General features: G+C 71.4%; 18 protein-coding genes. 9 read left to right on the top strand and 9 right to left on the bottom strand.

Annotated features, from left to right (window positions below; all coding sequences use genetic code 11):
- Nucleotides 1–69: 69 nt before the first annotated feature.
- The 4 genes from ACIBI9_RS30185 to ACIBI9_RS30170 form a co-directional block, all read right to left on the bottom strand.
- The gene (locus tag ACIBI9_RS30185) at nucleotides 70–1,392 is read right to left on the bottom strand and encodes an FAD-dependent oxidoreductase (protein ID WP_397226647.1); all 1,323 of its coding nucleotides are present in this window, start codon (nucleotides 1,390–1,392) and stop codon (nucleotides 70–72) included.
- Nucleotides 1,393–1,420: 28 nt separating this feature from the next.
- The gene (locus tag ACIBI9_RS30180) at nucleotides 1,421–1,966 is read right to left on the bottom strand and encodes a PadR family transcriptional regulator (RefSeq protein ID WP_397226645.1); all 546 of its coding nucleotides are present in this window, start codon (nucleotides 1,964–1,966) and stop codon (nucleotides 1,421–1,423) included.
- Between the two features lie 203 nt (nucleotides 1,967–2,169).
- A complete protein-coding gene (locus tag ACIBI9_RS30175; RefSeq protein WP_397226643.1) occupies nucleotides 2,170–3,630 on the bottom strand; it encodes a serine/threonine-protein kinase in 1,461 nt (486 codons plus the stop codon).
- Nucleotides 3,631–3,765: 135 nt separating this feature from the next.
- Nucleotides 3,766–4,743 carry a LacI family DNA-binding transcriptional regulator gene (locus ACIBI9_RS30170; protein ID WP_397226641.1) on the bottom strand — a complete coding sequence of 326 codons (978 nt, stop codon included), beginning with the start codon at nucleotides 4,741–4,743 and terminating at the stop codon, nucleotides 3,766–3,768.
- A gap of 164 nt (nucleotides 4,744–4,907) precedes the next feature.
- Between ACIBI9_RS30170 and ACIBI9_RS30165 the strand changes: the two genes are divergently transcribed.
- The 3 genes from ACIBI9_RS30165 to ACIBI9_RS30155 are packed head-to-tail and all read left to right on the top strand — an operon-like array spanning nucleotide 4,908 to nucleotide 9,675.
- Entirely contained in the window at nucleotides 4,908–6,191 is a 1,284-nt protein-coding gene (locus ACIBI9_RS30165) for an MFS transporter (protein WP_397226639.1), read from the top strand.
- Nucleotides 6,188–8,833 (top strand): family 78 glycoside hydrolase catalytic domain, encoded by a 2,646-nt coding sequence (locus tag ACIBI9_RS30160; protein ID WP_397226638.1) that lies wholly within the window; start codon nucleotides 6,188–6,190, stop codon nucleotides 8,831–8,833. The genes ACIBI9_RS30165 and ACIBI9_RS30160 overlap by 4 nt, the downstream gene beginning before the upstream one ends.
- 38 nt (nucleotides 8,834–8,871) lie before the next feature.
- Nucleotides 8,872–9,675, top strand: a complete 804-nt coding sequence (locus ACIBI9_RS30155; RefSeq protein ID WP_397226636.1) for an SDR family NAD(P)-dependent oxidoreductase — start codon at nucleotides 8,872–8,874, stop codon at nucleotides 9,673–9,675.
- Between the two features lie 7 nt (nucleotides 9,676–9,682).
- Here the strand turns inward: ACIBI9_RS30155 and ACIBI9_RS30150 are convergent, their stop codons facing one another.
- Complete coding sequence (locus tag ACIBI9_RS30150; RefSeq protein WP_397226700.1) at nucleotides 9,683–10,066, bottom strand: GntR family transcriptional regulator; 384 nt, start codon at nucleotides 10,064–10,066, stop codon at nucleotides 9,683–9,685.
- Nucleotides 10,067–10,152: 86 nt separating this feature from the next.
- Here ACIBI9_RS30150 and ACIBI9_RS30145 point away from each other — a divergent pair, with 86 nt between their 5' ends.
- Complete coding sequence (locus ACIBI9_RS30145; protein WP_397226698.1) at nucleotides 10,153–10,326, top strand: (2Fe-2S)-binding protein; 174 nt, start codon at nucleotides 10,153–10,155, stop codon at nucleotides 10,324–10,326.
- Complete coding sequence (locus tag ACIBI9_RS30140; protein WP_397226634.1) at nucleotides 10,323–11,561, top strand: NAD(P)/FAD-dependent oxidoreductase; 1,239 nt, start codon at nucleotides 10,323–10,325, stop codon at nucleotides 11,559–11,561. The genes ACIBI9_RS30145 and ACIBI9_RS30140 overlap by 4 nt, the downstream gene beginning before the upstream one ends.
- On the opposite strand, the gene uidA is transcribed toward ACIBI9_RS30140, so the two are convergent.
- Both uidA and ACIBI9_RS30130 read right to left on the bottom strand, forming a co-directional pair.
- Nucleotides 11,562–13,316, bottom strand: a complete 1,755-nt coding sequence (uidA, locus tag ACIBI9_RS30135; protein WP_397226632.1) for a beta-glucuronidase — start codon at nucleotides 13,314–13,316, stop codon at nucleotides 11,562–11,564.
- Nucleotides 13,316–14,506, bottom strand: a complete 1,191-nt coding sequence (locus tag ACIBI9_RS30130) for a family 1 glycosylhydrolase (RefSeq protein WP_397226631.1) — start codon at nucleotides 14,504–14,506, stop codon at nucleotides 13,316–13,318. The genes uidA and ACIBI9_RS30130 overlap by 1 nt, the downstream gene beginning before the upstream one ends.
- An 85-nt stretch (nucleotides 14,507–14,591) precedes the next feature.
- Between ACIBI9_RS30130 and ACIBI9_RS30125 the strand changes: the two genes are divergently transcribed.
- The 4 genes from ACIBI9_RS30125 (at nucleotide 14,592) to ACIBI9_RS30110 (ending at nucleotide 18,790) form a co-directional block, all read left to right on the top strand.
- The gene (locus tag ACIBI9_RS30125; RefSeq protein ID WP_397226629.1) at nucleotides 14,592–15,224 is read left to right on the top strand and encodes a TetR/AcrR family transcriptional regulator; all 633 of its coding nucleotides are present in this window, start codon (nucleotides 14,592–14,594) and stop codon (nucleotides 15,222–15,224) included.
- A gap of 192 nt (nucleotides 15,225–15,416) precedes the next feature.
- Complete coding sequence (locus tag ACIBI9_RS30120) at nucleotides 15,417–16,748, top strand: cellulase family glycosylhydrolase (protein ID WP_397226627.1); 1,332 nt, start codon at nucleotides 15,417–15,419, stop codon at nucleotides 16,746–16,748.
- Between the two features lie 54 nt (nucleotides 16,749–16,802).
- Nucleotides 16,803–18,011 carry an ROK family protein gene (locus tag ACIBI9_RS30115; protein ID WP_397226625.1) on the top strand — a complete coding sequence of 403 codons (1,209 nt, stop codon included), beginning with the start codon at nucleotides 16,803–16,805 and terminating at the stop codon, nucleotides 18,009–18,011.
- 53 nt (nucleotides 18,012–18,064) lie between these two features.
- Nucleotides 18,065–18,790: a FadR/GntR family transcriptional regulator gene (locus tag ACIBI9_RS30110; RefSeq protein WP_397226623.1), complete on the top strand. Its 726-nt coding sequence runs from the start codon at nucleotides 18,065–18,067 to the stop codon at nucleotides 18,788–18,790.
- On the opposite strand, the gene ACIBI9_RS30105 is transcribed toward ACIBI9_RS30110, so the two are convergent.
- The gene (locus ACIBI9_RS30105) at nucleotides 18,787–20,229 is read right to left on the bottom strand and encodes a pectinesterase family protein (RefSeq protein WP_397226621.1); all 1,443 of its coding nucleotides are present in this window, start codon (nucleotides 20,227–20,229) and stop codon (nucleotides 18,787–18,789) included. The two genes, ACIBI9_RS30110 and ACIBI9_RS30105, sit on opposite strands and share 4 nt — an antisense overlap.
- A 64-nt stretch (nucleotides 20,230–20,293) precedes the next feature.
- The gene (locus ACIBI9_RS30100) at nucleotides 20,294–21,763 is read right to left on the bottom strand and encodes an RICIN domain-containing protein (RefSeq protein ID WP_397226619.1); all 1,470 of its coding nucleotides are present in this window, start codon (nucleotides 21,761–21,763) and stop codon (nucleotides 20,294–20,296) included.

Below are 21,763 nucleotides of genomic sequence, written 5' to 3'. Positions count from 1 at the left end.
ATTGACACCGCTGTCAACTGCCCTCGAACGTAACAACGTGACGTGATGTTGTCCATGGTGTAAAGCACCTCACCGCTCCCCGAACACCGCCCGGCCGAGGGGCGGGACGGCTCCGCAGGCGCGGAAGAACCACCGGGTCGCCGACCGCTTCAGCGGGCTGCGGACGAGCGCGGCCTCGGTGTTGCGGACGACCTCGCGAACGGTGTCGAACCCGTCGCGCAGCATGTCCGCCTCGTAGGCGCGCAACGCCTGCGGCAACGGCTGCTCGTCGCGGTCGGCCGCGGTGAGCGCGGCGCAGAGCCGGTGCGCGTCGCGCAGCGCCGTGTTGCCGCCGAGCCCGCCGACCGGCGGCATGTGGTGGACGGCGTCCCCGAGCCCGGTGACGTTGCCCGTCTCCCACGGCTGGAGTGGTTCGGCGGCGCTGAACTCCGTCCGGTAGAGGGTGTCCGGGGTCGAGTCGGCGAGCAGCCGGCGCAGGTCGGGATGCCAGCCGGCGGTCCGCCGGGCCAGCATCGCCCGCACCGCGGCCGGGTCGGCCTGGGCTTCCGGTGTGAAGTCCGCCGGGAGGGAGTCCCGGTGCGCGATGAACGCCCACAGCACGTAGTCGTCGTCGTGCGCGTCGGCCAGCAGCCGCTCCGGCTCCAGCCCGAGCGCGCGCACCTGGTCGCCGAGCCTCGCGGTGATCGCCGCCGGGTCCTCGCGCCTGCGGAAGATCGCGGTGAACAGGAAGTCCTGGGGTGGCCAGAAGACGTTCATGCCGGCGAGCAGCCGCTCCGGCAGCCATCGCCGGTTCTCCTCGGTGAGGAAGAGCTTGCCGGCGACCGCCGTCGCCGGCAGCGTGGTGCGGCCGGCCGCGGGATGGAGCTGCGCCCAAACCCGGGAGTTGGCGCCGTCGGCCGCGACGAGCACGTCGGCGGTCGCGGTGGTGCCGTCGGCGAACTTCGCCGTGACCGTCCCGTCGTCCGCCCGGGCGAAGCCGGTGAACTCCTTGCCGAAGCGGACGACGTCGTCCAGGCCGGCCAGCAGCAGCCTGCGCAGGGTGATGCGGCTGACCGCGTGCCGGCCGGTCGCGGGATCCAGCGGGTCATGATCCCGGCCGTCCTGGCCGATGCGGACGAGCGTGCGCATCCGCTCGTCGAGGAAGCTGATCCCGGGCCCCGGGTCACCCGCGGTGGCCACCAGCACCTCCCACAGGGCGGGCGGTAAGCAGGCGTGCAGGGCGACGCTCCCGGCCGGCTCGATGTTCAGCCGGAAGCCCTGGAGCCGCGAGTCGGCCGTGACGTCCCGTTCGTACACGGTGACGTCGACGCCGGCTCGCTTCAGGCCCTGCGCCAGGCAGAGCCCGCCGATCCCGCCGCCGATCACGGCGACGCGCAAACGCCGAGGGGCCATGAGTCTCACCTTTCTGGTAGCGGGCGCGTCAGCGCTGCCCGGCGGTGTTCTGGAGTTCCGCGAGCAGGCGGTCGTGCCAGGTCAGCTCCATCTCGAGCTGCATCAGGGTGTAGTCGAAGGCGACGGCCTCGAGCCTGGTCAGGTACGGCTCGGCCTCGGCGCGCAGGTTGCGCCAGAAGTCGAGCTGCGTGGCGTAGGCGTCACGCCGCCGCTGGACGGCCGTGCGCAGCTCGTCGGGGCCGATCTCGCCGCTGTGCAGGAGCACCAGCTGGATCGGGTCCGGCCGGAACTTCGTGTCCTCGAGGACGGACCTGATCAGCGAGACCAGCTCGGTCCGGCCCTTGCCGGTGATGCCGTACACCGTGCGGGCGGGCAGGTTGCCCTCCTGCTCGGTGCGGACCACCTCGACGACGCCTTCGTCCGCCATCCGGCGCAGCGCGCCGTACAACGAGCCGGGCTTGACGTCCGCCCACAGCTCGACCCGGTCCATCTGCGCGGCGGCCCGGATCTTGTGCCCGTGCATGGGTCCGCCGTCGGCCAGGGCGCCGAGAATGAAGAGGCGTGTTGCTCGCATATGAGTACTCAAACACGAGTAGCCTGTCCGGCGCAAGCGCGAGTACTCAAAAAGGAGTACTCGAGTGCCGGTCCGATTCGGGGCTGAGCCGTACCGTCTGGTCAGGGACCTCCGACGACGTCCCGGGGTCGCTGGAGCAGGAGAAGGCGGCGGGCGACCTGATCGACCGCGCCCTCTGCGACCGCCGCTGAGCGGTCCGCGCCCTACAGCCCCTGGACCAGGGCCACGATCACCGAGGTCAGCGCGACCGGCCCCATCACGGCCACCGTCACCACGGTCGCGTTGCGGCCGGGCAGGAGGCGGGCGAGGGTGCGCGAGGCGACCTGCCGCACCACGCCCGCGCCGGGCAGCACGAACAGCCCCAGCGTGAACGCGCCGGCGGCCAGGGACTCCGCCTGGCTGGCGCTCAACCGGCCGGACAAGTGCAGGAGGCTCGCGACGACGATGCCGAACGCCAGCGACAGGAACAGGTGGCCCACCGCGACGAGCGCGGCCCTGCCGAACGGCTGCCGGGTCTCGGCGAAGTAGTGATCGCCGGCGCGCAACGCCAGCGAGAGGGCCGCCGCCACCAGACCCACAGCGACCGGCATGACCACGGTCGCCGCCACCAGCGTCACGAGCACCAGCACCCCGACGAACCCGCTGCCGGCCAGGAACCGCTTTAGCTCGAAAGGTTCCGCGGGAGGCGGGGCCGGGCGGGGCTCCTTGGGCCGGTCGGCCTGGAGGGTCGGCGCCGGGGCGGGCACGTAGGGCGGCGGCTGCTCCTCCTGGCGGCTCGGGGCGTATTGGACCGGCGGGAGCAGGTCGGAGACGATGTCCATGGTCAGCGTGCCGCTTGCGAGCCGCTTGGTCCCGTCGGGGCGGCCCGCCGGATCGAGCGCCCTGGCCATCCGCAGCAGCTCCGCCGCGCCGGGCCGCGCCGCCGGATCGACCTGCATCGCCCGGCTCAGCCAGGCTCGCAGCCACTTCGGCGCCTTGTCGATCTGCGCCCGCCCCTCCATGGTGTTGAAGCAGATCGCCTCGAACGTCCCCGTCCCGAACGGCGGCAGCCCGGTGGCCGCGAAGAACACCGTCGAGGCCAGCGCGTGGACGTCGACCGCCTGCGAGATCTGCGAGTCACGGATGATCTCCGGCGCCAGGTAGCCCGGCGTGCCGACGAACATCCCGGTCTGCGTCAGCCGGGCCGCGTTGACCAGATGCGCGATGCCGAAGTCGATGACCAGCGGCTCGCCGTCGACGAGCATGACGTTGGCCGGCTTGAGGTCCCGATGGATCACGTCGGCCGCGTGGATGTCCACCAGCGCCTGGCACAGCCCTTGGGCGAGCCTGATGACCTCGTGCGCCTCCAGCGGACCGTCGGCCAGCACGGTGTCCTCCAGCGTGCGGCCGGCGGCGAAGCGGGTCACCACGTAGGGCCGGTTGCCCGCCAGCTCGGCGTCGATCACCTCGGCGACGTACCGGCTGCGCACCCGCCGCATCGTCTCCACCTCGCGGAACAGCCGGTCACGCGACTTGAGATCGGCGGCCACGTGCGGGTGCAGCACCTTGATCGCGACCTCGCGGCCCGCGCCGTCGAGACCGAGGTGGGCCACCCCCATGCCACCCTCGCCGATCTTCCCGATCACCCGGTAAGGGCCGAGATTCTCGTGCGTCTGCGTGCTCATCCCCGACGTCATCCTCCGTGTTTTCCCCCGGTACGCCGCGCTTCCGTACGCGCCGGCCCGGACATTCTCCCGCAGCGTTTCCCCCGAGATGCACAGTAAGCGAAGATCGGCGCGAGCGCGGCGCTCCCGGAGGTTTCAGGTGGAGGCGCGTTGAATGACGTGCGGGGACAACGAGGCCGGCGTCAGGCGCGGCTTGCGGCCGGACAGGTTCGCCACGACCGCGTCGGCCAGGGAGCGGCCCACCTTCTCCAGGTCGAAGGCGATCGTGCTGAGCGGCGGGTCGGCCGCTTGAGCGAGGGGGATGTCGTCGGTGCCGATGACCGCCAGATCGCCGGGGGCGGTGAGCCCGGCGCGGCGCATGCCCATCAGGAGGGCGATCGCGACCTCGTCGTTGTACGCGCACACGGCGGTCACGGACTCCCTGCGCCAGCGCCTCGCGGCGCGGGCCATGGCGGCGGCGTCGAGCTTGGGGTCGAGTGCCGTCGGCGGGTCGATGCCGGCGTGCGCGCAGGCCTCGGCGACCCCGGCCAGCCGGTCGTCGGCGATCTTGCGGAGCAGCGGGTGCTCGGGCATGGCGTAGCCGAGGCGCCGATGGCCCAGGGCGATGAGGTGCTCGGCCTGGAGGCGTCCCATGAGCCGCATGGTGGGATGGGCCTCGACCTCGGTGGTGAAGACGAGGTCCGCGCCCGCCCGGCGCAGGGCCTGCGCGGTCTCGTCGTCGAGCGGGTCGAGACTGGCGACCACCGAGGCGTCGATCGCCGCGCAGACGTCGGGCAGCGGCCGCCCCGGCGCTCCGGCCAGGTGGGTGACCAGGGTCAGGCCGGCGTGGGCCAGGGAGGTGGCGAACTGCTCGACGAAGCGGTTGATGCCGGGGCCGATCGACAGGTGCGGGATGGACAGCAGGACGACGTCGCTGCGCCCCGCGGCCAGGGAGCGGGCCGAGCCGCGCGGGCGGTAGTCGAGCTGCTTGACCGCGTCCAGGACGCGGCGCCTGGTCTCTTCGGGGATCGACTGCCCCGGGGTGTCGTTGAGCACGTAGCTCACGGTCGCGGCGGAGACGCCGGCTGCTCGGGCGACGTCGGCGCTGGTGACCCGCTTCGCTTGGCGTCTCATGTCGGCATCGTAGGAGATTGCCGGCCACCTGTGTGACCGGGTCTCCGTTGCGTACTTGTTACGGGAAGACGTCTTGCCAGCTGTGCGGCGGCCAACGGTAGGTTACTGATGCGCTTAAGTAATGAGCTGCACTTTCGGCCCTGACTGCTTTGGGAAGGGTGTTCATGGCCACTCCCCCCTCTCTCGGACCGCTCGACACCCGGACCTCCGGCGATCTGCCGGGGGCCAGTGCGAGCTACATCTTCTGGATGATGGCCGCCAACTTCGGCATCTCCATGGCCTTCGTGGTCCCGCTGTCCTTCTCGCTGGCGGTGCGGATCGACGAGCTCGCCCCCGGGCACGAGGAGGTGCTCGGGTACGTCACGGGCACCGCCCAGACCATCTACCTCGTGCTCAGTCCCCTGCTCGGCGTCTGGAGCGATCGCACCCGCAGCCGCCTCGGCCGCCGCCGCCCGTTCCTGCTCGCCGGCCTGGTCCTGGGCCTGGCGGCGCTGGTCGGCATCGCGGTCGCGCCGAGCCTGCTGCTCGTGGGAGCCGGCTGGATCCTCGCGATGCTGGGCTGGGCGACCGCCTCGCAGGCGATCCTCAACGTGCAGGCCGACCGCATCCCCGAGGCCCAGCGCGGCAAGATCGGCGGCCTCACCGGGCTGACCGGCCAGATCGCCCCCATCGTCGGCATCGGGATCACCACCGCCGTGACGGGCAACACGTTCCTCGTCTTCGTCCTGCCCGGCGTGGTCGGCGCGGTGCTGCTGGGCGTCTTCCTCGTCGTGGGCAAGGAGGACGACACGCGCGGCGCCGTCCACACGACGCCCGTGTCGGTGCGGACGCTGGCGTCCAGCTACGTGTTCAACCCCCGCAAGTACCCCGACTTCGGCTGGAACTGGCTGGGGCGCCTGATGTTCTTCATGGGGCTGTACTTCAACACGACGTTCACCACGTTCTTCTACGCCCAGCGCCTGGACGTGCCGGTGCGGGAGGTCGCCGGAGCGGCCGCCCTCATCGGGATCCTCGGCGTCGCCGCGGCGGCCCTCGGCGCGATCGGCGGCGGCTTCCTGTCGGACAAGCTGCGGCGGCGCAAGCTGTTCGCCCTCGTCGGCGCGCTGTTCTTCGTCGCGGGCGCGCTGGTGGAGGCCTTCGCGTACTCCTTCCCGATGCTGATGATCGGGTCGGTGCTGATGCAGCTCGCGATCGCGTTCTTCAGCGCGGTCGACCAGGCGATCGTGCTCGCGGTGCTGCCGAGCCGGGAGGAGGCCGGGCGGTACATGGCCGTGGTGTCGTTCGCCCACAAGCTCCCGAGCGCGATCGCGCCGCTCATCGCCCCGTTCGTCATCGGCATCGGCGCGAGCGGCGGCGACAAGAACTACACGCTGCTCTACCTCACCGGTGCGGTGCTGGCGCTCATCGGCGGGTCGCTGGTGTTCACCCGGGTGCGGTCGGTGCGATGAGGAGGAGCGAGCACGCGCCGTACGACCTGCGGATCGCCAGTGGGGGTGACCAGTTCCCGGTCGCCGAGGAGCGGCCGCCGCTGTCCTGGAAGCTGCCGCGGACGTGGAGCGGCCAGGACGGCTACGACCTCCAGCTCCGCGTGGACGGCGTCGAGCGAAGCGTGGAGGACGTCGTCTCCGCCCGGCACCTGTTCGTCGAGTGGCCGCTGCCGCCGCTGCGCAGCCGGCAGTCCGTGTCCTGGCGGGTCCGCACCCGTCGCGGCGGGCGGTGCTCGGACTGGTCGTCCTGGCACGCGTTCGAGTCGGGCCTGCTGGAGCGGGACTGGTCGGCGCGCTGGATCTCCCCGCAGGAGGACGGCGATGGCTCCCGCCCGGCCTACGTCCTGGCAGGCAGCGCTGACCTGCGCGGCGACATCGCCCAGGCCCGGCTCTACGCCACCGCCCTCGGCGTCTACGAGGCGTTCGTCAACGGCACCCGGGTGGGTGCGGCGGAGCTGGCGCCGGGCTCCACCTCGTACGGGGACACGCTGTACGCCCAGGCCGCGGACGTCACGGCGCTGCTGCGCGGCGGCGTCAACGACCTGGAGATCCTGCTGTCGGACGGCTGGTACCGGGGCAGCGTCGGCACCTGGCGCAGGCGCGACTCGTGGGGCACGACCACCGCGGCCCGGCTCCAGCTCCACGTCCGCTACGCCGACGGCACCGAGGCGGTCGCCGTCACGGGCGCGGACTGGACCTCGCGCCGCGGCACCATCCTCGCGGCCGACCTGATGAACGGCCAGACGACCGACTTCACGGCCCCGCCCGGCGCCGCCCGGCCCGTCCTGGTCGACGCGGTCACCGCGCCGCCGATCAGCTGGTCACCGGCCCCGCCGGTGCGCCGGGTCGAACGGATCGCCCCGCGTTCGGTGACCCGGCACAACGACGGCGCGTGGATCGTGGACTTCGGCCAGAACGCGTCCGGCTGGATCGCCCTCGCCGACCTGGGCCCGGCCGGCACCCGTACCGTGATCGACTACGGCGAGCACCTGGATCCGGCCGGTGACCTGACCACGACGCATCTGGACAGCCAGAGACCGGGCGAGGCCGCGATCCCGTTCGCGCAGCGCGACGAGGTCGTCTCCTCAGGACGGCCCGGCGAGGTGTTCGAGCCCCGGCACACCGTGCACGGCTTCCGCTACGCACGCCTCTCCCGCGCCGTGGACCCGGCGAGCGTGACCATGCAGGTCGTGCACACCGATCTGCGCCCGACGGCGACGTTCGCCTGCAGCGACGACGACCTCAACCGGCTGCACGAGGTGGCGCGCTGGAGCTTTCGCGGCAACGCCGTGGACGTCCCGACGGACTGCCCCACGCGCGAGCGCCTGGGCTGGACGGGCGACTACCAGATCTTCGCGCCGACCGCGGCGCGCCTGTACGACGTCGACGGCTTCAGCCGCAAGTGGCTGCGCTCCGTCCGCGACGACCAGCTGGACGACGGCCGCGTGGTGAACTCCTCGCCCGACGCCAACCGGCTGAAGGTCCACGACGAGCCGATGGCGAACGGGATCACCGGCTCGGCTGGGTGGGGCGACGCGATCGTCCTCGTCCCGTGGGTGCTCTACACAACCTACGGGGACACGGCCGCCCTCGCCGAGAACTGGCCGGCGATGCGGCGGTGGGTGGAGTGGGCGCTGGCGACCGCGCGCGACGCCCGGCATCCCTCCCGCGTCGAACGTTCGGCCGAGCCGCTCGCGCACGAGGAGTTCGTCTGGGACGGCTCCTTCCACTGGGGCGAATGGCTGGAGCCGAAGAGACGCGCGGCGGACGGGTCCCTCGTCGATCCCGTGATGAGCGATCCCATGGCGTGGTACATGGCGGACAAGGGCGAGGTGGGCACCGCGTACCTGTTCCGCTCCGTCCGTACCCTCGCCGACGTCGCGGACGTGCTGGGTCACGCCGGCGAGGCGGCCCGCTACCGCGAGACGGCGGAGCGGGTACGCCGGGCGTGGCAGACGGAGTTCCTGGACGCCGAGGGCCGGACGAAGGCCGGCACGCAGGCGAGCTACGTGCGCGCCCTGGCCTTCGAGCTCGTGCCCGAGGACCTGCGCGAGCAGGCGGCCCGGCACCTCGTCGGCCTGATCGACGCGGCCGGCGGGCACCTCGGCACGGGCTTCCTCTCGACGGCGGACCTGCTCCCCGTCCTGGCCGACTCCGGCCGTCCCGACGTCGCCTACCGGGTGCTGTACCAGCGGTCGTCCCCCTCGTGGCTGGGCATGCTCGACCGGGGCGCGACGACCATCTGGGAGGACTGGGACGGGGTGTCCGAGGACGGCACGGCCACGGCGTCGCTCAACCACTACAGCAAGGGCGCGGTCATCCGCTTCCTGCACACCCACACCCTCGGCCTGCGGCAGGCGCCGGGCTCGGCCGGCTGGGAGTCCTTCGTGGTCGCGCCGGTGATCGACGAGGCGATCACCTGGGCCACGGGCACCTTCGACGGCCCGCGGGGACGGATCGCCGTCGACTGGCGCGTCGAGGACGATCACCTGACCATCTCGGTCGATGTTCCCGGGGGCTCCGAGGCGCGGATCCGCTTCCCGGACGGCAGCACGTTCCACACCGGCCCGGGCCGTTTCACCCGGCGCCGCCCCATTTCCTGAATTTCCTGAATTTCCTGAACAACAGAAGGAGAGCGTTCATGTCCATTGCCGATGTGTCGGGCAAGTCCCTGGCCGAGCTCGTTTCCCTGCGAGGGCGGCGTGCGGTCGTGACCGGCGGCGGTCGCGGGCTGGGCAGGGCGATCGCGCTCCGCCTGGCCGAGGCGGGCGCCGACCTGCTGATCGGCGACATCGACGAAAAGCTCGCCGTGACCGCCGCCGAGCAGCTCGCCGAACGCCACGGCGTACGCGCGGTGGGCGCCGCCATGGACGTCACCGACGCGGCGTCCGTGGCCGCGGCGGCCGACCTCGCGGTCGCCGAGCTCGGCGGACTGGAGATCTGGGTGAACAATGCCGGGATCTTCCCGAGCGTCCCGCTGCTGGAGATGAGCGACGAGACGTGGGACGCGGTGTTCGCGGTGAACGCCCGCGGCGTCTTCGTCGGCGCGCGTGAGGCGGCGCGGCGGATGTCAGCGGCGGACACGGGCGGTGTCATCGTGAACATCATCTCGACCGCGGGTTTCCGCGGGAGCGCGCCGGGCCTGGCCGCCTACGTCGGTTCGAAGCACGCCGCACGCGGTCTCACGCGCGAGCTGGCCCTCGAACTTGCCCCGCTGGGCATCCGCGTGCTCGGCGTGGCGCCGAGCTACGTCCCCACAGAGGGCAACATGATGGCGGCGGCCGCGATGGCCGACCTCCCGCCGACCGACCTCATGCTGAACGGCCCGATCGGCCGGGTCGGCGTCCCCGACGACATCGCGCGCGTCGTGCTGTTCTGCGCGTCGGACCTGTCCGTCTTCATGACCGGCAGCACGCTGCTGGCCGACGGCGGCGACACCGCCTGACGCGCGTTCAAGCGCCTTCGACGGGTACCGGGATCCGCGCCTCCACCTTGAACGACGCGCGATCGGCCCGGTACACGTCGCGCGCGAACTCGACGCAGCGCCCCTCGGCCGTGTAGGTGCGGCGGGTCAGGAGGATCCCGCTGGAGGCGCTGCGGACCCGCAGCCGGGCGCAGGAGGCGTCGTCGATGACGATGGCCTCGATGACGGCGGAGGCGTCGGCCGGCACGACGCCGTAGTGGGCACGCAGGATGTGCCAGAGCGAGCCGGTGAGGGGCCGCTCCAGGAGTCCGGGCGTGAGGGCGCTGGGGAAGTAGGTGGTCTCCAGCGCGATCGGCTCGTCGTCGGCGAAGCGCAGCCGGTGCAGGGCGTGCACGGTCTCGTCGCCGGCCAGGTCGAGCGCCTCCCTGGCCGAAGGGGTCGGGGGGCGCTCCTCGGCCCAGATGAGCGATCGCCGCCGACCCCGAGTACGGCAGGGTCGTGTGCTTCTGCGAGCGGGTGACGAAGGGAGAGATCCGCGACGCCCTGGCGTCGGTGATCCCGCCCGCCGGGCTGGAGGGCCTGCGCCGCCGTACCAGAGCCATGAACGGACGCTGCCAGGGCTTCTACTGCGGAGCCCAGGTACGCGAGATCTTCGAAGGGGGCAGGCAATGACCGAGCGGGTACGGGTGGCCGTGATCGGCGGGGGCCCGGCCGGGCTCACCGCCGCCGCCACGCTGGCCCCGGCCGTGGACGGCGACGTCCTGGTCCTGGAGCGCGAGCCGGAGACCGGCGGCATCCCCCGGCACAGCGACCACCCCGGCTACGGCCTCCGCGACCTGCGCAGATTCATCTCCGGGCCCGCGTACGCGCGCCGGCTGACCCGCCACGCCCGCGACGCCGGCGCCCGGCTGGAGACCGAGGCCATGGTCACCGGCTGGGCCGGACCGCGGACCCTGGAGGTGACCTCGCCGAACGGCCGCCGCCTCGTCCGGGCCGAGGCGGTGGTCCTGGCGACCGGCGCCCGGGAGCGGCCCCGCCCGGCCCGGCTCATCCCCGGCGACCGTCCCGACGGCGTCTACACCACCGGCCAGCTGCAGAACCTCGTCCACCTGCACCACCGCGAGGTCGGGCGGCGCGCCGTGGTCGTCGGCGCCGAGCTGGTCAGCTGGTCGGCGGTCCTGACCCTGCGGGAGGCGGGCTGCCGCACGGTGCTGATGACCAGCGAGTACGACCGGCCCGAAGCCTATACGGCCTTCCACCTCCCGGGACGGCTGGCCTTCGGCGTGCTCGTCCGGGCCCGGACCCGGGTCGTCGCCATCAACGGGCGGGGCCGCGTGACCTCGGTCGACATCGAGGACCTCGCCACCGGCAGGCGCCGCCGCGTCCCCTGCGACACGGTGATCACCACCGGCGACTGGATCCCCGACCACGAGCTGGCCCGTACCGGCGGCCTGGAGATGGACGCGGCCACGCTCGGGCCGCGCGTGGACACCTCCCTGGCGACGAGCCTGCCCGGGGTGTTCGCGGCCGGGAACCTCCTGCACCCGGTCGACACCGCCGACGTCGCCGCGCTCGACGGCCGCCACGTGGCCTCGGCCGTCCTGCGGCACCTGGCCGGGGATCCCGCCCCCGTGGGCGGCGTGCCGATGATGGTCGAGGCGCCCCTGCGCTGGGTCGCGCCGCAGCTCGTCCGCCCCGGCGGGCCACCGCCCTCCCGCGGCAGGCTCCTGCTGTGGACGGACGCCTTCCGGACGGTTCCACGGGTCACCGCCCTCCAGGACGGACGCGTCCTCGGCCGCACCCGGCTCCCGTGGCCCGCCGCCCCCGGCCGGGTCTTCCGCGTCCCCTTCTCCCTCGTGACGGGCGCCGACCCCGCGGGCGGCCCGGTGCGTCTCGCCCTGGAGTGACTACGGTTTGCGACCGGCCAGCGACCTCCAGCGGGCCCGCAGCGCGTGGGCGGCGGCCTTGGGCCGGCGGTCGCGGGTGAAGACGCCCTTCTTGTTGCCGTCCACGCGGTGGATGCCGTGGGAGGTCTGGAAGTCGGCGAAGTTCCACACGTGCTCGCCGACGAACGCCTCGATCCGGTCGAACACGCGGTGGTTCATCTCGAGGTAGGCCTGCTGGTACTCCTCGGTCCACGGCGTGTCCCACACCGAGTGCAGGCCGGGCAGGGTGTCGGCGCCGTACTCGCTCATCATGATCGGCTTGCCGAACCTGTCGGCCCAGCCGCGCAGGTCGTGCTCCAGGTAGGTCTCGGCCGTGGCGAGGTCGCCGGTGGCGACGTACCAGCCGTAGTAGCGGTTGATGCACAGCACGTCGAAGAGGTCGGCGATGCGGTCGTTCTCGTGCGTGGCGAAGAGCACGGCCGCGTAGCTCACCGGGCGGGTGGGGTCGAGCTTGCGGGTGAGCTCCACCAGCGGCTCGAAGTACTCGCGCGCGCCCTCCTCGTTGGAGGCCGGCTCGTTGGCGATGCACCACATGACGACGCTGGGATGGTTCTTGTCGCGGGCGACCAGCTCGCGGATCGCCTGGGCGTGCGCCTCGCGGGTGGCCTCGCCGAACGTGTCCGGCGAGAAGGTGGGCCGGGGCGGGGCGCCGGTGAGCCCGGACGCGACGGCGAGGTTGAGGCCCACGGCCGCGGTCTCGTCGATGACGACGATGCCGTGCCGGTCGGCGAACTCCATCACCTCTTCCGCGTACGGGTAGTGCGAGGTGCGGAAGGAGTTGGCGCCGATCCAGTCCATGAGCTGGAAGTCGTGCACGAGGTAGGCGTTGTCGTGGCCCTTGCCGCGCACCGGGGAGTCCTCGTGCTTGCCGAAGCCGGTGAAGTAGAACGGCTCGCCGTTGATGAGGAACCGCGTGCCGCGCACCTCCACCGTCCGCACGCCGAACGGCTCGGTGTAGCTGTCGACGACCTGCTCGCCGTCCAGGACCTCGGCGACCAGGTCGTAGAGGTAGGCCGCGCCGGGCCGCCACAGGCGCACGCCCTCGATGCGCAGGCTGCCGTTCGCGCCGTCGGCCGTGGCGACCTGCGTGCCGGTGGCGTCCAGCACGCGGACGCGGACCGGGGCGGGCGCGCTGGTCCGCACCGAGTACTCCACCGTCCCGTCCATGGCGGTGACGATGGTGATGTCCTCGACGTGGACGGCGGGGCGGCTGTAGAGCCACACCGAGCGGGCCAGGCCCGCGTAGTTGTAGAAGTCGTGCAGGTACGTCTGCCGGCGCCGCCCGTCGGCGGTGACGGTGATCGTGCCGGGCGGGATCGTCGTGTCGGTCAGCTCGTTGTTCACCCCGATGGTGAGGCGGAACTCCTGCCCGGCGCGTACGTGCTCGGTGACGTCGGCCTCGAAGGGCGTGTAGCCGCCCACGTGCTCGGCCACCAGGACGTCGTCGACGTAGACCCGGCCCCGGTGGGTGGCGGCGTCGACGCGCAGGACGACGCGCTCGCCGGCCCAGCCGCGCGGCACCCGTACCTGCCGCTGGTACCAGGCCCAGCCCACGTGGTCGCGGATCGCGCTGTCGGTGAACAGGTCGTTGTAGCTGGCCGGGACCGCCGCCTCCAGCGTGGTGTCGAGCGGCCCGGGGCCGCCGTCGAGGGCGAACCGCCAGAGCCCGTCGAGATTGACCAGCTCGCGGGTGGGGGTGGAGCGCGGCTTCAGCATCAGATCTCTCCCCGGCGGGCGACGTCGCCCAGCCAGGCCAGGCTCGGCTTGGGGTGGCGCTCGAACGTCGTGCGGTCGACGGCGATGAGGCCGAAGGTCGGCTCCCAGTGGCCCCACTCGAAGTTGTCCAGCGCGGTCCAGTGGAGGTAGCCGCGCACGTCGATGCCGTCGTCCATGGCGGCGAACAGGTGGCCGAGCGCCTCGGAGGTGTAGGCGATCCGCCGCGTGTCGTCCGGGGTGGCGATGCCGTTCTCGGTGACGAGGATCGGCGTGCGGCCGGTCGTCTCCCAGGCGTGCCGGACGGCGATGCCGAGCGCGTCGGGCCGGTAGGCGTTGCCGGTCATCGTGTTGTCCGGGTGCTGCGGGTGCGGGACGACGCCGTTCTCGTCGACGGCCTGGCTGGAGTACGACTGCACGCCGATGAAGTCGTCGCCGCGGGCCGCCTCCAGGTAGAGGTCCTCACGGACATACCGCACCTCGCGCAGCTTGTCCTCGTTGCCCGGGGTCGCGGTGAGCGCCTGGCAGGCCACCGTCCAGCCGACGGCCGCCCCGGTGTGCTGCTTCAGGATCGCGCGGGCCGCGTGGTGCGCCTCGGCCAGCCGCTCGCCGATCTTCGGGTCGGGGTCGGGGAGCACCGGCCGTGCGGCGCCCTCGACGGTGGGGCTCATCCACTCCTCGGTCGACCGCTGGGTGGCCTGCGCGTCCCGGGCCATCCCGATCATGAGGGCGAGCATGTTGGGCTCGTTGATCGTGCACACCCACTCGACGCCGTCGAGGATGCTCGCGGCCTCCCGTACGTAGGTCTGGAACCGCTGGACGGCGTCGTCGGCGAGCCAGCTGAACCAGCGCGGGTTCGTGAAGTGGTGCAGGGTGACGACGGGGATGAGGCCCAGGTCGAGGGCCGTGTCGATCATCCGGCGGTAGTGGGCCAGCTCGGCTCGGGAGAACTCCCCCGGAATCGGCTCGATGCGGGCCCACTCGATGCCGAAGCGGTAGGCGTTGAGCCCGGCCTCGGCCAGCAGGCGCATGTCCTCGGCGAAGCGGTGGTAGCTGTCGACCGCGTCGCCGCTGCGCTGCATGCCGGGCATCTGCTGTTCGAGGGCCCACCAGTCGCTGTTGACGTTGTTGCCTTCCACCTGGTGCGGCGCGGTCGCCGCACCCCAGAGGAAACCGGAGGGGAGCTGGGGCATGGTTGAGTTCCTTGCTCGAGACCATGGGTGTCGGCGACACGCTAGCATGAAAACCGAATCGCGATACTAATTTGGAGGGGCGTCCATGATGGCATCCGGCAACCGCGGCCCGTACGCGAAAACGGCGGCGGTGCGCCGGCGCGTCCTTGAAGCCTGCGTGGACGCGTTCGGCGAGACCGGCTTCTACGGCGCCACCATGAAGGACATCGCCAAGCGCGCCGGCATCAGCCACACCGGGCTGCTGCACCACTTCCCGCGCAAGGAGGACCTGCTCCTCGGGGTGCTGGAGCTGCGCGACGAACGCGGCACCGAGTTCCTGGAATCGGCCAAGGTGCTGGACCCGGCGGCCGACCCCATCGAGACCCTCAAAGGCATGATCGCCGTCATCGTCGACAACGAGCTCCAGCCGGGGCTCATGGAGCTGCACTGCGTCGTGTCGGGTGAGGCGACCTCGCCCGACCACCCCGCGCACGCCTACTACGCCGACCGCTACCGCAATCTCCGCCGCTTCTACGCCGGCACCTTCACCGCCCTGGCCGAACGCGACGGACTGCGCCCGGCGATCGACCCCGAGACGCTGGCCACCATGACCATCTCCCTCATCAACGGCCTGCAGGCGCAGTGGCTCTTCGACCGCGACTCCGTGAAGGTCGAATCCGCCATCCGCGAGTTCTTCCTCTCGGTCATTCCGGGGCTGCCCCGCGAGGCCTTGTCGTAGGGACTTATTTAACGGCTGAAACTTTCAGGCGATCCCTTGCCTCCCCCGAGCCGGTCGTCGCAGGCAGGGGCATGGATCGACATCCGCGCGAGCCGGGCGTGATCTCCCGTGGCTTCTCCGAGCTTCGGCGGCTCTATAGCGTTTGGGGCGCTTTCCGCCCCGGATGGCCGGGGCCCGACCACGAGGTAGGTCATGAGGAGAAGGCTTCTCGCCCTTGCCGCTGCCGTGCTCGCGGCCGTCGCGTCGATCTTCGTGTACGTCCAGTCCGCGTCCGCGGCCGTGGGCCTGCACGTCAGCGGCACGAAGATCGTCGAGGCCAACGGCCGGGAATTCATCATGCGGGGCGTCAATCACCCCCACGTCTGGTTCACCGGCCAGACCAGCTCATTCGCCAACGTCAAGGCGCTCGGCGCCAACACCGTGCGCGTCGTGCTCGGCAGCGGCAAGCGGTGGGGCCCGTCCACCGACGTCGCCAACGTGATCTCGCTGTGCAAGCAGAACAAGCTGATCTGCGTGCTGGAGGTGCACGACACCACCGGGTACGGCGAGGAGGGCGCCGCCGCCTCGCTCGACGAGGCTGCCGACTACTGGATCAGCCAGAAGAGCGCGCTCGTCGGCCAGGAGAACCACGTCGTCATCAACATCGGCAACGAGCCCATCGGCAACACCAACGCCGGCCAGTGGACCGCCGCCACCGCGAACGCGATCAAGAAGATGCGCAGCAACGGCTTCGAGCACCTGCTCATGGTCGACGCCCCCAACTGGGGCCAGGACTGGCAGTACGTCATGCGCGACAACGCGCAGACGATCCTCGACGCCGACACCCGGCACAACACCGTGCTGTCGATCCACATGTACAGCGTCTTCAACACCGCCGCCGGCATCGTCGACTACCTCAACCGGTTCCAGGCGAACGGATGGCCCCTGGTCGTCGGCGAGTTCGGCTGGCGCTTCAGCTCCAACGAGGTCGACCACGAGACGATCCTGGCCGAGGCGCAGTCGCGCGGCCTCGGCTACCTCGGCTGGTCCTGGAGCGGCAACACCGACCCGATCCTCGACATGGCGACCGGCTTCGACCCGAACCAGCTCACCACCTGGGGCCAGCGGATCTTCAACGGCGCCAACGGCATCAAGGCGACCGCCAAGGAGGCCACGATCTACGGCGGCTCGACCGGGACCCCGTCGCCCACCCCCACCCCCACGCCTACTCCCACCCCCTCCCCCAGCGCCTGCTCGGCCACCTACCAGGTGACCGGCCAGTGGGGCGGCGGCTTCCAGGCCGAGGTCCGGGTCACCGCGGGCACCTCGCCGATCAGCGGCTGGACGGTGACGTGGGCCTTCGCCAACGGCCAGACCGTCACCAACGCCTGGAACGCGACGGTCAGCAGCAGCGGGTCCAACGTGACCGCCCGCAACATGAGCTACAACGGCAGCCTCGGCGCCGGAGCCAGTACGACCTTCGGATTCCTGGGCTCGTGGAACGGCAGCAACAGCGTCCCCACGCCGTCCTGCGCCACCCGCTGACGGGACAACGGCCCTGGCCGTACTTTCTTTGGCACCCGAAGTAAGGGAGACCGAGTGGCCGGGAGGCCCCGAACCCGCGGGATCGTGCTCAACCGCATCCGGGCGGCGCGCACCATCAGCCGGATCGAGCTCGCCGCCGAGTCCGGGGTCACGCCGGCCACCATCACCCAGGTGGTTCGTGAGCTCATGGACCACGGGCTGGTCGTCGAGGTCGGGCGCGGGGCCTCGACCGGCGGCAAGCCCCGGACGCTGCTGCAGCTCAACCCGCGGGCCCGGTACGCGGTGGGAGTCCTGTTCGAACGCAACACCTGCGTCGTCGTCCTCGTCGACCTGACGGGCCGGCCGGTCGCGCGGACCTCGTTCCCGGGCACGGCGCTGCTGCCTCCCGGGCAAGGCCTCACGCTGGTGGCCTCGCGCGTGAACGCCCTGCTCGACACCGCCGGAGTCGATCGCGGGAAGGTGCTCGGCGTGGGGCTGGCGACGTACGGACCGCAGGACCGGCGGGCGGGCGTGCTGCTGACCCACCAGCCGACCGCCGAATGGTTCGGCTACCCCGTCGCGCCGCGCCTGTCGGAGATCCTGGGCCTGCCGGTGCTGCTCGACAACGACGCGGCGGCCGCGGCGATCGGGGAGTACTGGCTGGGGGCGGTGGAGGCACCCGCGTTCGGGTGCATCTACATGGCCAGCGGCATCGGCGGGGGCGTCGTCGTCGACGGCGAGTTGTACCGGGGCAGCTCCTCCAACGGCGTCGAGATCGGCCACATCACCATCGACCTCGACGGCGGGCCGTGCGGGTGCGGCAACTACGGCTGCCTCGGCAACTACGCGGACCCCACCGCGGTGATCAAGCAGGCGCTGGAGGCATCGCCCCTCGGCGCGCGGCTGGGGCTCGACCCCGCCGACACCGACGTCATGGCCGCCTTCGGCCGCATCGCGACCGCGGCCCAGGCCGGAGACCCGGCCGCACGCACCCTCATCGAGCGCTCCGCCCGGCATCTGGGCACCGCCGCCGTCACCATGACGAGCCTGTTCGACCTCGACACGATCGTGCTCGCCGGGCCCAGCCTCGCCGCGGCGGGCCCGATCTACCAGTCGGTCGTCCAGGAGGAGGTGCGGCGGCGCACCTTCGCCCGGCGCGCGCACCCGGTGCGGGTGGTCACCTCGGTCAGCGGCTCGGACGCGGCCGCGATCGGCGGTGCCGTGCTCGTCCTGCAGGGCGAGCTGGCCGTCCTGGAGCTGGCCTCCACGGCGGGATCGCCTTGATTAGTATGATTACTTTTTTGTTACAGGCGGTTCGGCCATGGCATGATTCCGGCATGGAGGAGATCGGAAGGGCCGGCGCCCACGACCGCGTGGTCGTCAGTCTCGGCACGGCCATCGTCAACGGCGTCATCGCCCCCGACGAGGACCTCGACGTGACGGCGCTGCAGGAGCGGTTCGGGGTGAGCAGGACGGCGGTGCGCGAGGCACTGCGCGTGCTCGCCGCCAAGGGTCTGGTGGGCGCGCGGCCCCGGCGCGGCACGTTCGTCGCGCCGCGCGAGCAGTGGTCGCTGCTCGACGCCGACGTGCTGCGCTGGCGCTTCGCCGCCCAGGTCGACGAGGTGTTCCTGGACGAGCTGGGCGAGGTGCGCCTGACGATCGAGCCCGCGGTGGCACGCATGGCAGCGCTGCGGCGTACCGACCGGGATCTGGCCGCGCTCGAGGACGCCCTGACCGCCATGCGCGAGGCCGCCGGCCGGCCGACCGGCGACCAGGTCGAGGCCGACCTGGCCTTCCACCACGCCCTGCTGCGCGCGGCGCACAACGAGCTGATGGCCCAGATGGCGACCGCGATCGAGGCCGGGTTGCGGCTGCGTGACCAGTTCGTGCACGCGACCCTCACCAGCGAGTCCGCCGACAAGCACGCCGAGGTCCTGCTGGCCGTCCGCCGGCAGCGCCCGAAGGCGGCCGAGACCGCGATGCGAGCGCTCATCGAGCGCTCGATCGCGGACGTCGACATCGCCAAGAAGATCCACGCCGAACAGGCCGACCACCGGCGCTAGCCGGCGGGGTTCCAGCCGTCGCCGCCGGCCAGGTACTTCTGGGGTGTGTAGTTCGCCGCCTGCGCGTCGCTGAGCTGCGGGCGGTTGCCGTTGGTGGTCGCGCCGGCGCCGTTGTTCCGATATTCGAGGAAGCGGGCGTTCTTCCAGGAGTTCGATGACATGTCCGTCCACGGCTGCGCGGTCGCGATCGTCGCGCTCAGCGTCGACTCCCGGTAGAGCACCTGCGCGTCGGGGCGCCACGGCCGCCCGAGGGTGGTCACGTTGTTCGCGGCGCCGGCGATGCGCGACTTGTAGAACAGGAAGCCGTACGTCTTGGCCGCCGCCGTGCTGGCCGCGGTGACGGGTCCGCCCGTGCTGCGCTTCTCGTAGATGTCACAGCTGTGGAAGACGATCGTGCCGCCGCCGAAGACGAAGTCGACGGTCCCCTCGACGTAGGAGTTCTTGACGTACGCGCGGGCCGAGTCGTTGACGAGGAGGGTGTCCTGGTCGCCCAGGATGCGGACGTTCGTCAGCGTGGTGCGGTCGCCGTCCAGCCGCAGCGCGACGGCCTGCGCGCCGCTGGGGACGGTGCTCTCGTCGAGGTCGTTGGAGATCGTCAGGTTGGTGGCGGCGGCGTCACGTCCCGAGATCAGCGCGGTGTAGCTGCCGGAGGTGCCGTGGGTGTAGGCAGAGCGGTTGTTCACGATGAGGGTGTCCGACGGGGACGAGCCCAGGCCCTGCAGCGTCACGTACGGCTTGTTGACGGTGACGATCTCCCGGTAGGTGCCCGGCTTGATGGTGATCATCACCTGGCTGGCGTTGCCGGCAGGCACCGCGTCGATCGCCGCCTGCACCGTCCGGTAGCGGCCGGTGCCGTCGGAGGCCACCGTCGGGGTGGCCGATCCGGAGACGGAGTTGAAGGACCATTGCATGCGGGCGACGTCGGAGCAGGTCTCCTGGACGATGGGGTTGTTGCCTGCCGTGGAGCCGTCCTTGTTGCTCACGCACAGCCCCGTGGCGACGCTCTTCACCAGGTACTTGCCGGACGCGGCAGAAGAAGGCGTGAAGGTCCACTGCTGGTTGGTCTTGCTGCCGTCGCCGCAACCCCACTGCTGCAACTGCGTACCGGAGACCGTGGACGCCCCGGGCACGTCGATGCACCGGCCGCTGCCGCCGTTGACCAGGTTGTACGCACTCCCCCGCGCCACCGCCTTGAACTGCTGATCGAGTGCGGAGGCGGCGCAGGCGGTCTGGACGAGCAGGGCGCCGTTGTCGGCCGAAGCGCCCGTCACCTCGACGCACTTGCCGCTCGCCCCGGACGCCAGCGTGTACACGCCGCCGTCGGAAGGGGCCGCGGCGGCCGAGCTGACTCCGGTGGAGATGGTCAGGACGGTGACGGGCATCGCCAGGACGACCGCGATCTTCGCGGCGCGTGACGGTGCCTGGATGCCGTGGCGCATGATCGGTCCTTTCCTGAGGTGGGGGGTACCTCGGGCCGGCCCTGGGACCGGCCCGAGGGGTCGGTCACAGGCCGATGTCGGCCTGCGGGCCCGCGTAGGTGCGAAGGAGCGCCGGGACCTGCGCCGCGGGGTCCAGCGTGTAGGAGTAGAAGGAGGACGGAGTGAAGGCGGAGCCGCCGGTCTCCCGCTGGCCCGTCGAGTTGACCACGATGCTGCCGCTCTGGCGGAGCCCGGCGGCGTCGTCCCTGTAGTAGGGGTCCTTGACGTTGTCGTAGTAGCTGTTCTCGATCACCATCTTGGTGGCGCCGCGCGAGTAGTTGCCGTAGCCCGTGATGTTCTGCAGGTAGTTGTTGTACAGGTGGGCGTAGGCGACGTTGTCGGTGCTGGGATTGCGCTGGTTGTTGTCGTGGATCCAGTTGTGGTGGATCGTCATCCGCGACGTGACGTTCTCGGTCCAGCCGATGCCGAACGCCTTGTTGTTCTCCGACAGGACGTTCCAGGACACGGTGAGGTAGCTGGTGTCCTTGCGGCTGTCGATCAGCCCGTCGTTCATCCGGGTGATCGTGTTGTGGTCGATCCAGATGTGGTGGGCGGTGTCCATCTGGATGCCGTCGTAGTCGTACAGCTTGTCGTCGGGATCGTCGTCCGCCATGCGAGTGTCGCGGATGGTGAGGTTGCGGATGATGACGTTGCTGACGCCCGCGCCGAGGAAGAAGCCGCCGTTGACGATGTGGCCCCGGGTGCCGACGCCGACGATGGTCTTGTTGGAGGCGACCTTGATCTCGGTGCCGTACGGCGTGACGGTGATGGCGCCGTTGACCTTGATGACGTACGGCTCGGCGGCGGTGGCGTACCTGACCAGGTCGGCGTAGGTGGTGACGGTGACCGTGGCGCCGGCCGCGCCTCCGGTGGTGGTCGTCAGGCCGTTGCCGCTGGTGGCGGCGAACCCGTCGGCGTTGTTGGACCAGACCCGGTCGCCGGACGAGGGGGAGTTGACGGACCACTGCATGCGGGCGACGTCGGAGCAGGTCTCCTGGACGATGGGGTTGTTGCCCGCGGTGGAGCCGTCCTTGTTGCTCACGCACAGCCCGGTCGCGACGCTCTTCACCAGGTACTTGCCTGAGGTGGAGGAGGGCGTGAAGGTCCACTGCTGGTTGGTCTTGCTGCCGTCGCCGCAACCCCACTGCTGCAACTGCGTACCGGAGACCGTGGACGCGCCCGGCACGTCAATGCACCGGCCGCTGCCGCCGTTGACCAGATTGAACGCACTCCCCCGCGCCACCGCCCTGAACTGCTGATCGGCGGCGGAAGGGACGCAGGCGGTCTGGACGAGCAGGGCGCCGTTGTCGGCCGAAGCGCCCGTCACCTCCACACACTTGCCGCTCGACCCCGACGCCAGCGTGTACATGCCACCGTCGGACGGGGCCGCCGCCTGCGCCGGTCCGGCGGACGCCACCAGCGCGGTGGCGGTGACCAGGGCGGCAGCCGCAGGGACGACGATCGATCGGGTTTTGATGATTGAGAGCAGATTCAT

The organism is Nonomuraea sp. NPDC050451, from assembly GCF_044458585.1.
The sequence above is the reverse complement of the archived record's forward strand: the minus strand, read 5'-3'. Positions and strand labels throughout refer to the sequence as shown.

Bases quoted from the DNA above. Each gene is read 5' to 3' on its own strand.
- ACIBI9_RS30175 (WP_397226643.1), bottom strand. From the start codon at position 3,630: ATGAGCACGCAGACGCACGAGAATCTCGGCCCTTACCGGGTGATCGGG.
- ACIBI9_RS30140 (WP_397226634.1), top strand. From the start codon at position 10,323: ATGACCGAGCGGGTACGGGTGGCCGTGATCGGCGGGGGCCCGGCCGGG.
- ACIBI9_RS30130 (WP_397226631.1), bottom strand. From the start codon at position 14,506: ATGCCCCAGCTCCCCTCCGGTTTCCTCTGGGGTGCGGCGACCGCGCCG.
- ACIBI9_RS30105 (WP_397226621.1), bottom strand. From the start codon at position 20,229: ATGCGCCACGGCATCCAGGCACCGTCACGCGCCGCGAAGATCGCGGTC.
- ACIBI9_RS30165 (WP_397226639.1), top strand. From the start codon at position 4,908: ATGGCCACTCCCCCCTCTCTCGGACCGCTCGACACCCGGACCTCCGGC.
- ACIBI9_RS30160 (WP_397226638.1), top strand. From the start codon at position 6,188: ATGAGGAGGAGCGAGCACGCGCCGTACGACCTGCGGATCGCCAGTGGG.
- ACIBI9_RS30170 (WP_397226641.1), bottom strand. From the start codon at position 4,743: ATGAGACGCCAAGCGAAGCGGGTCACCAGCGCCGACGTCGCCCGAGCA.
- ACIBI9_RS30100 (WP_397226619.1), bottom strand. From the start codon at position 21,763: ATGAATCTGCTCTCAATCATCAAAACCCGATCGATCGTCGTCCCTGCG.
- ACIBI9_RS30185 (WP_397226647.1), bottom strand. From the start codon at position 1,392: ATGGCCCCTCGGCGTTTGCGCGTCGCCGTGATCGGCGGCGGGATCGGC.
- ACIBI9_RS30125 (WP_397226629.1), top strand. From the start codon at position 14,592: ATGATGGCATCCGGCAACCGCGGCCCGTACGCGAAAACGGCGGCGGTG.
- ACIBI9_RS30110 (WP_397226623.1), top strand. From the start codon at position 18,065: ATGGAGGAGATCGGAAGGGCCGGCGCCCACGACCGCGTGGTCGTCAGT.
- ACIBI9_RS30120 (WP_397226627.1), top strand. From the start codon at position 15,417: ATGAGGAGAAGGCTTCTCGCCCTTGCCGCTGCCGTGCTCGCGGCCGTC.
- uidA (WP_397226632.1), bottom strand. From the start codon at position 13,316: ATGCTGAAGCCGCGCTCCACCCCCACCCGCGAGCTGGTCAATCTCGAC.
- ACIBI9_RS30155 (WP_397226636.1), top strand. From the start codon at position 8,872: ATGTCCATTGCCGATGTGTCGGGCAAGTCCCTGGCCGAGCTCGTTTCC.
- ACIBI9_RS30180 (WP_397226645.1), bottom strand. From the start codon at position 1,966: ATGCGAGCAACACGCCTCTTCATTCTCGGCGCCCTGGCCGACGGCGGA.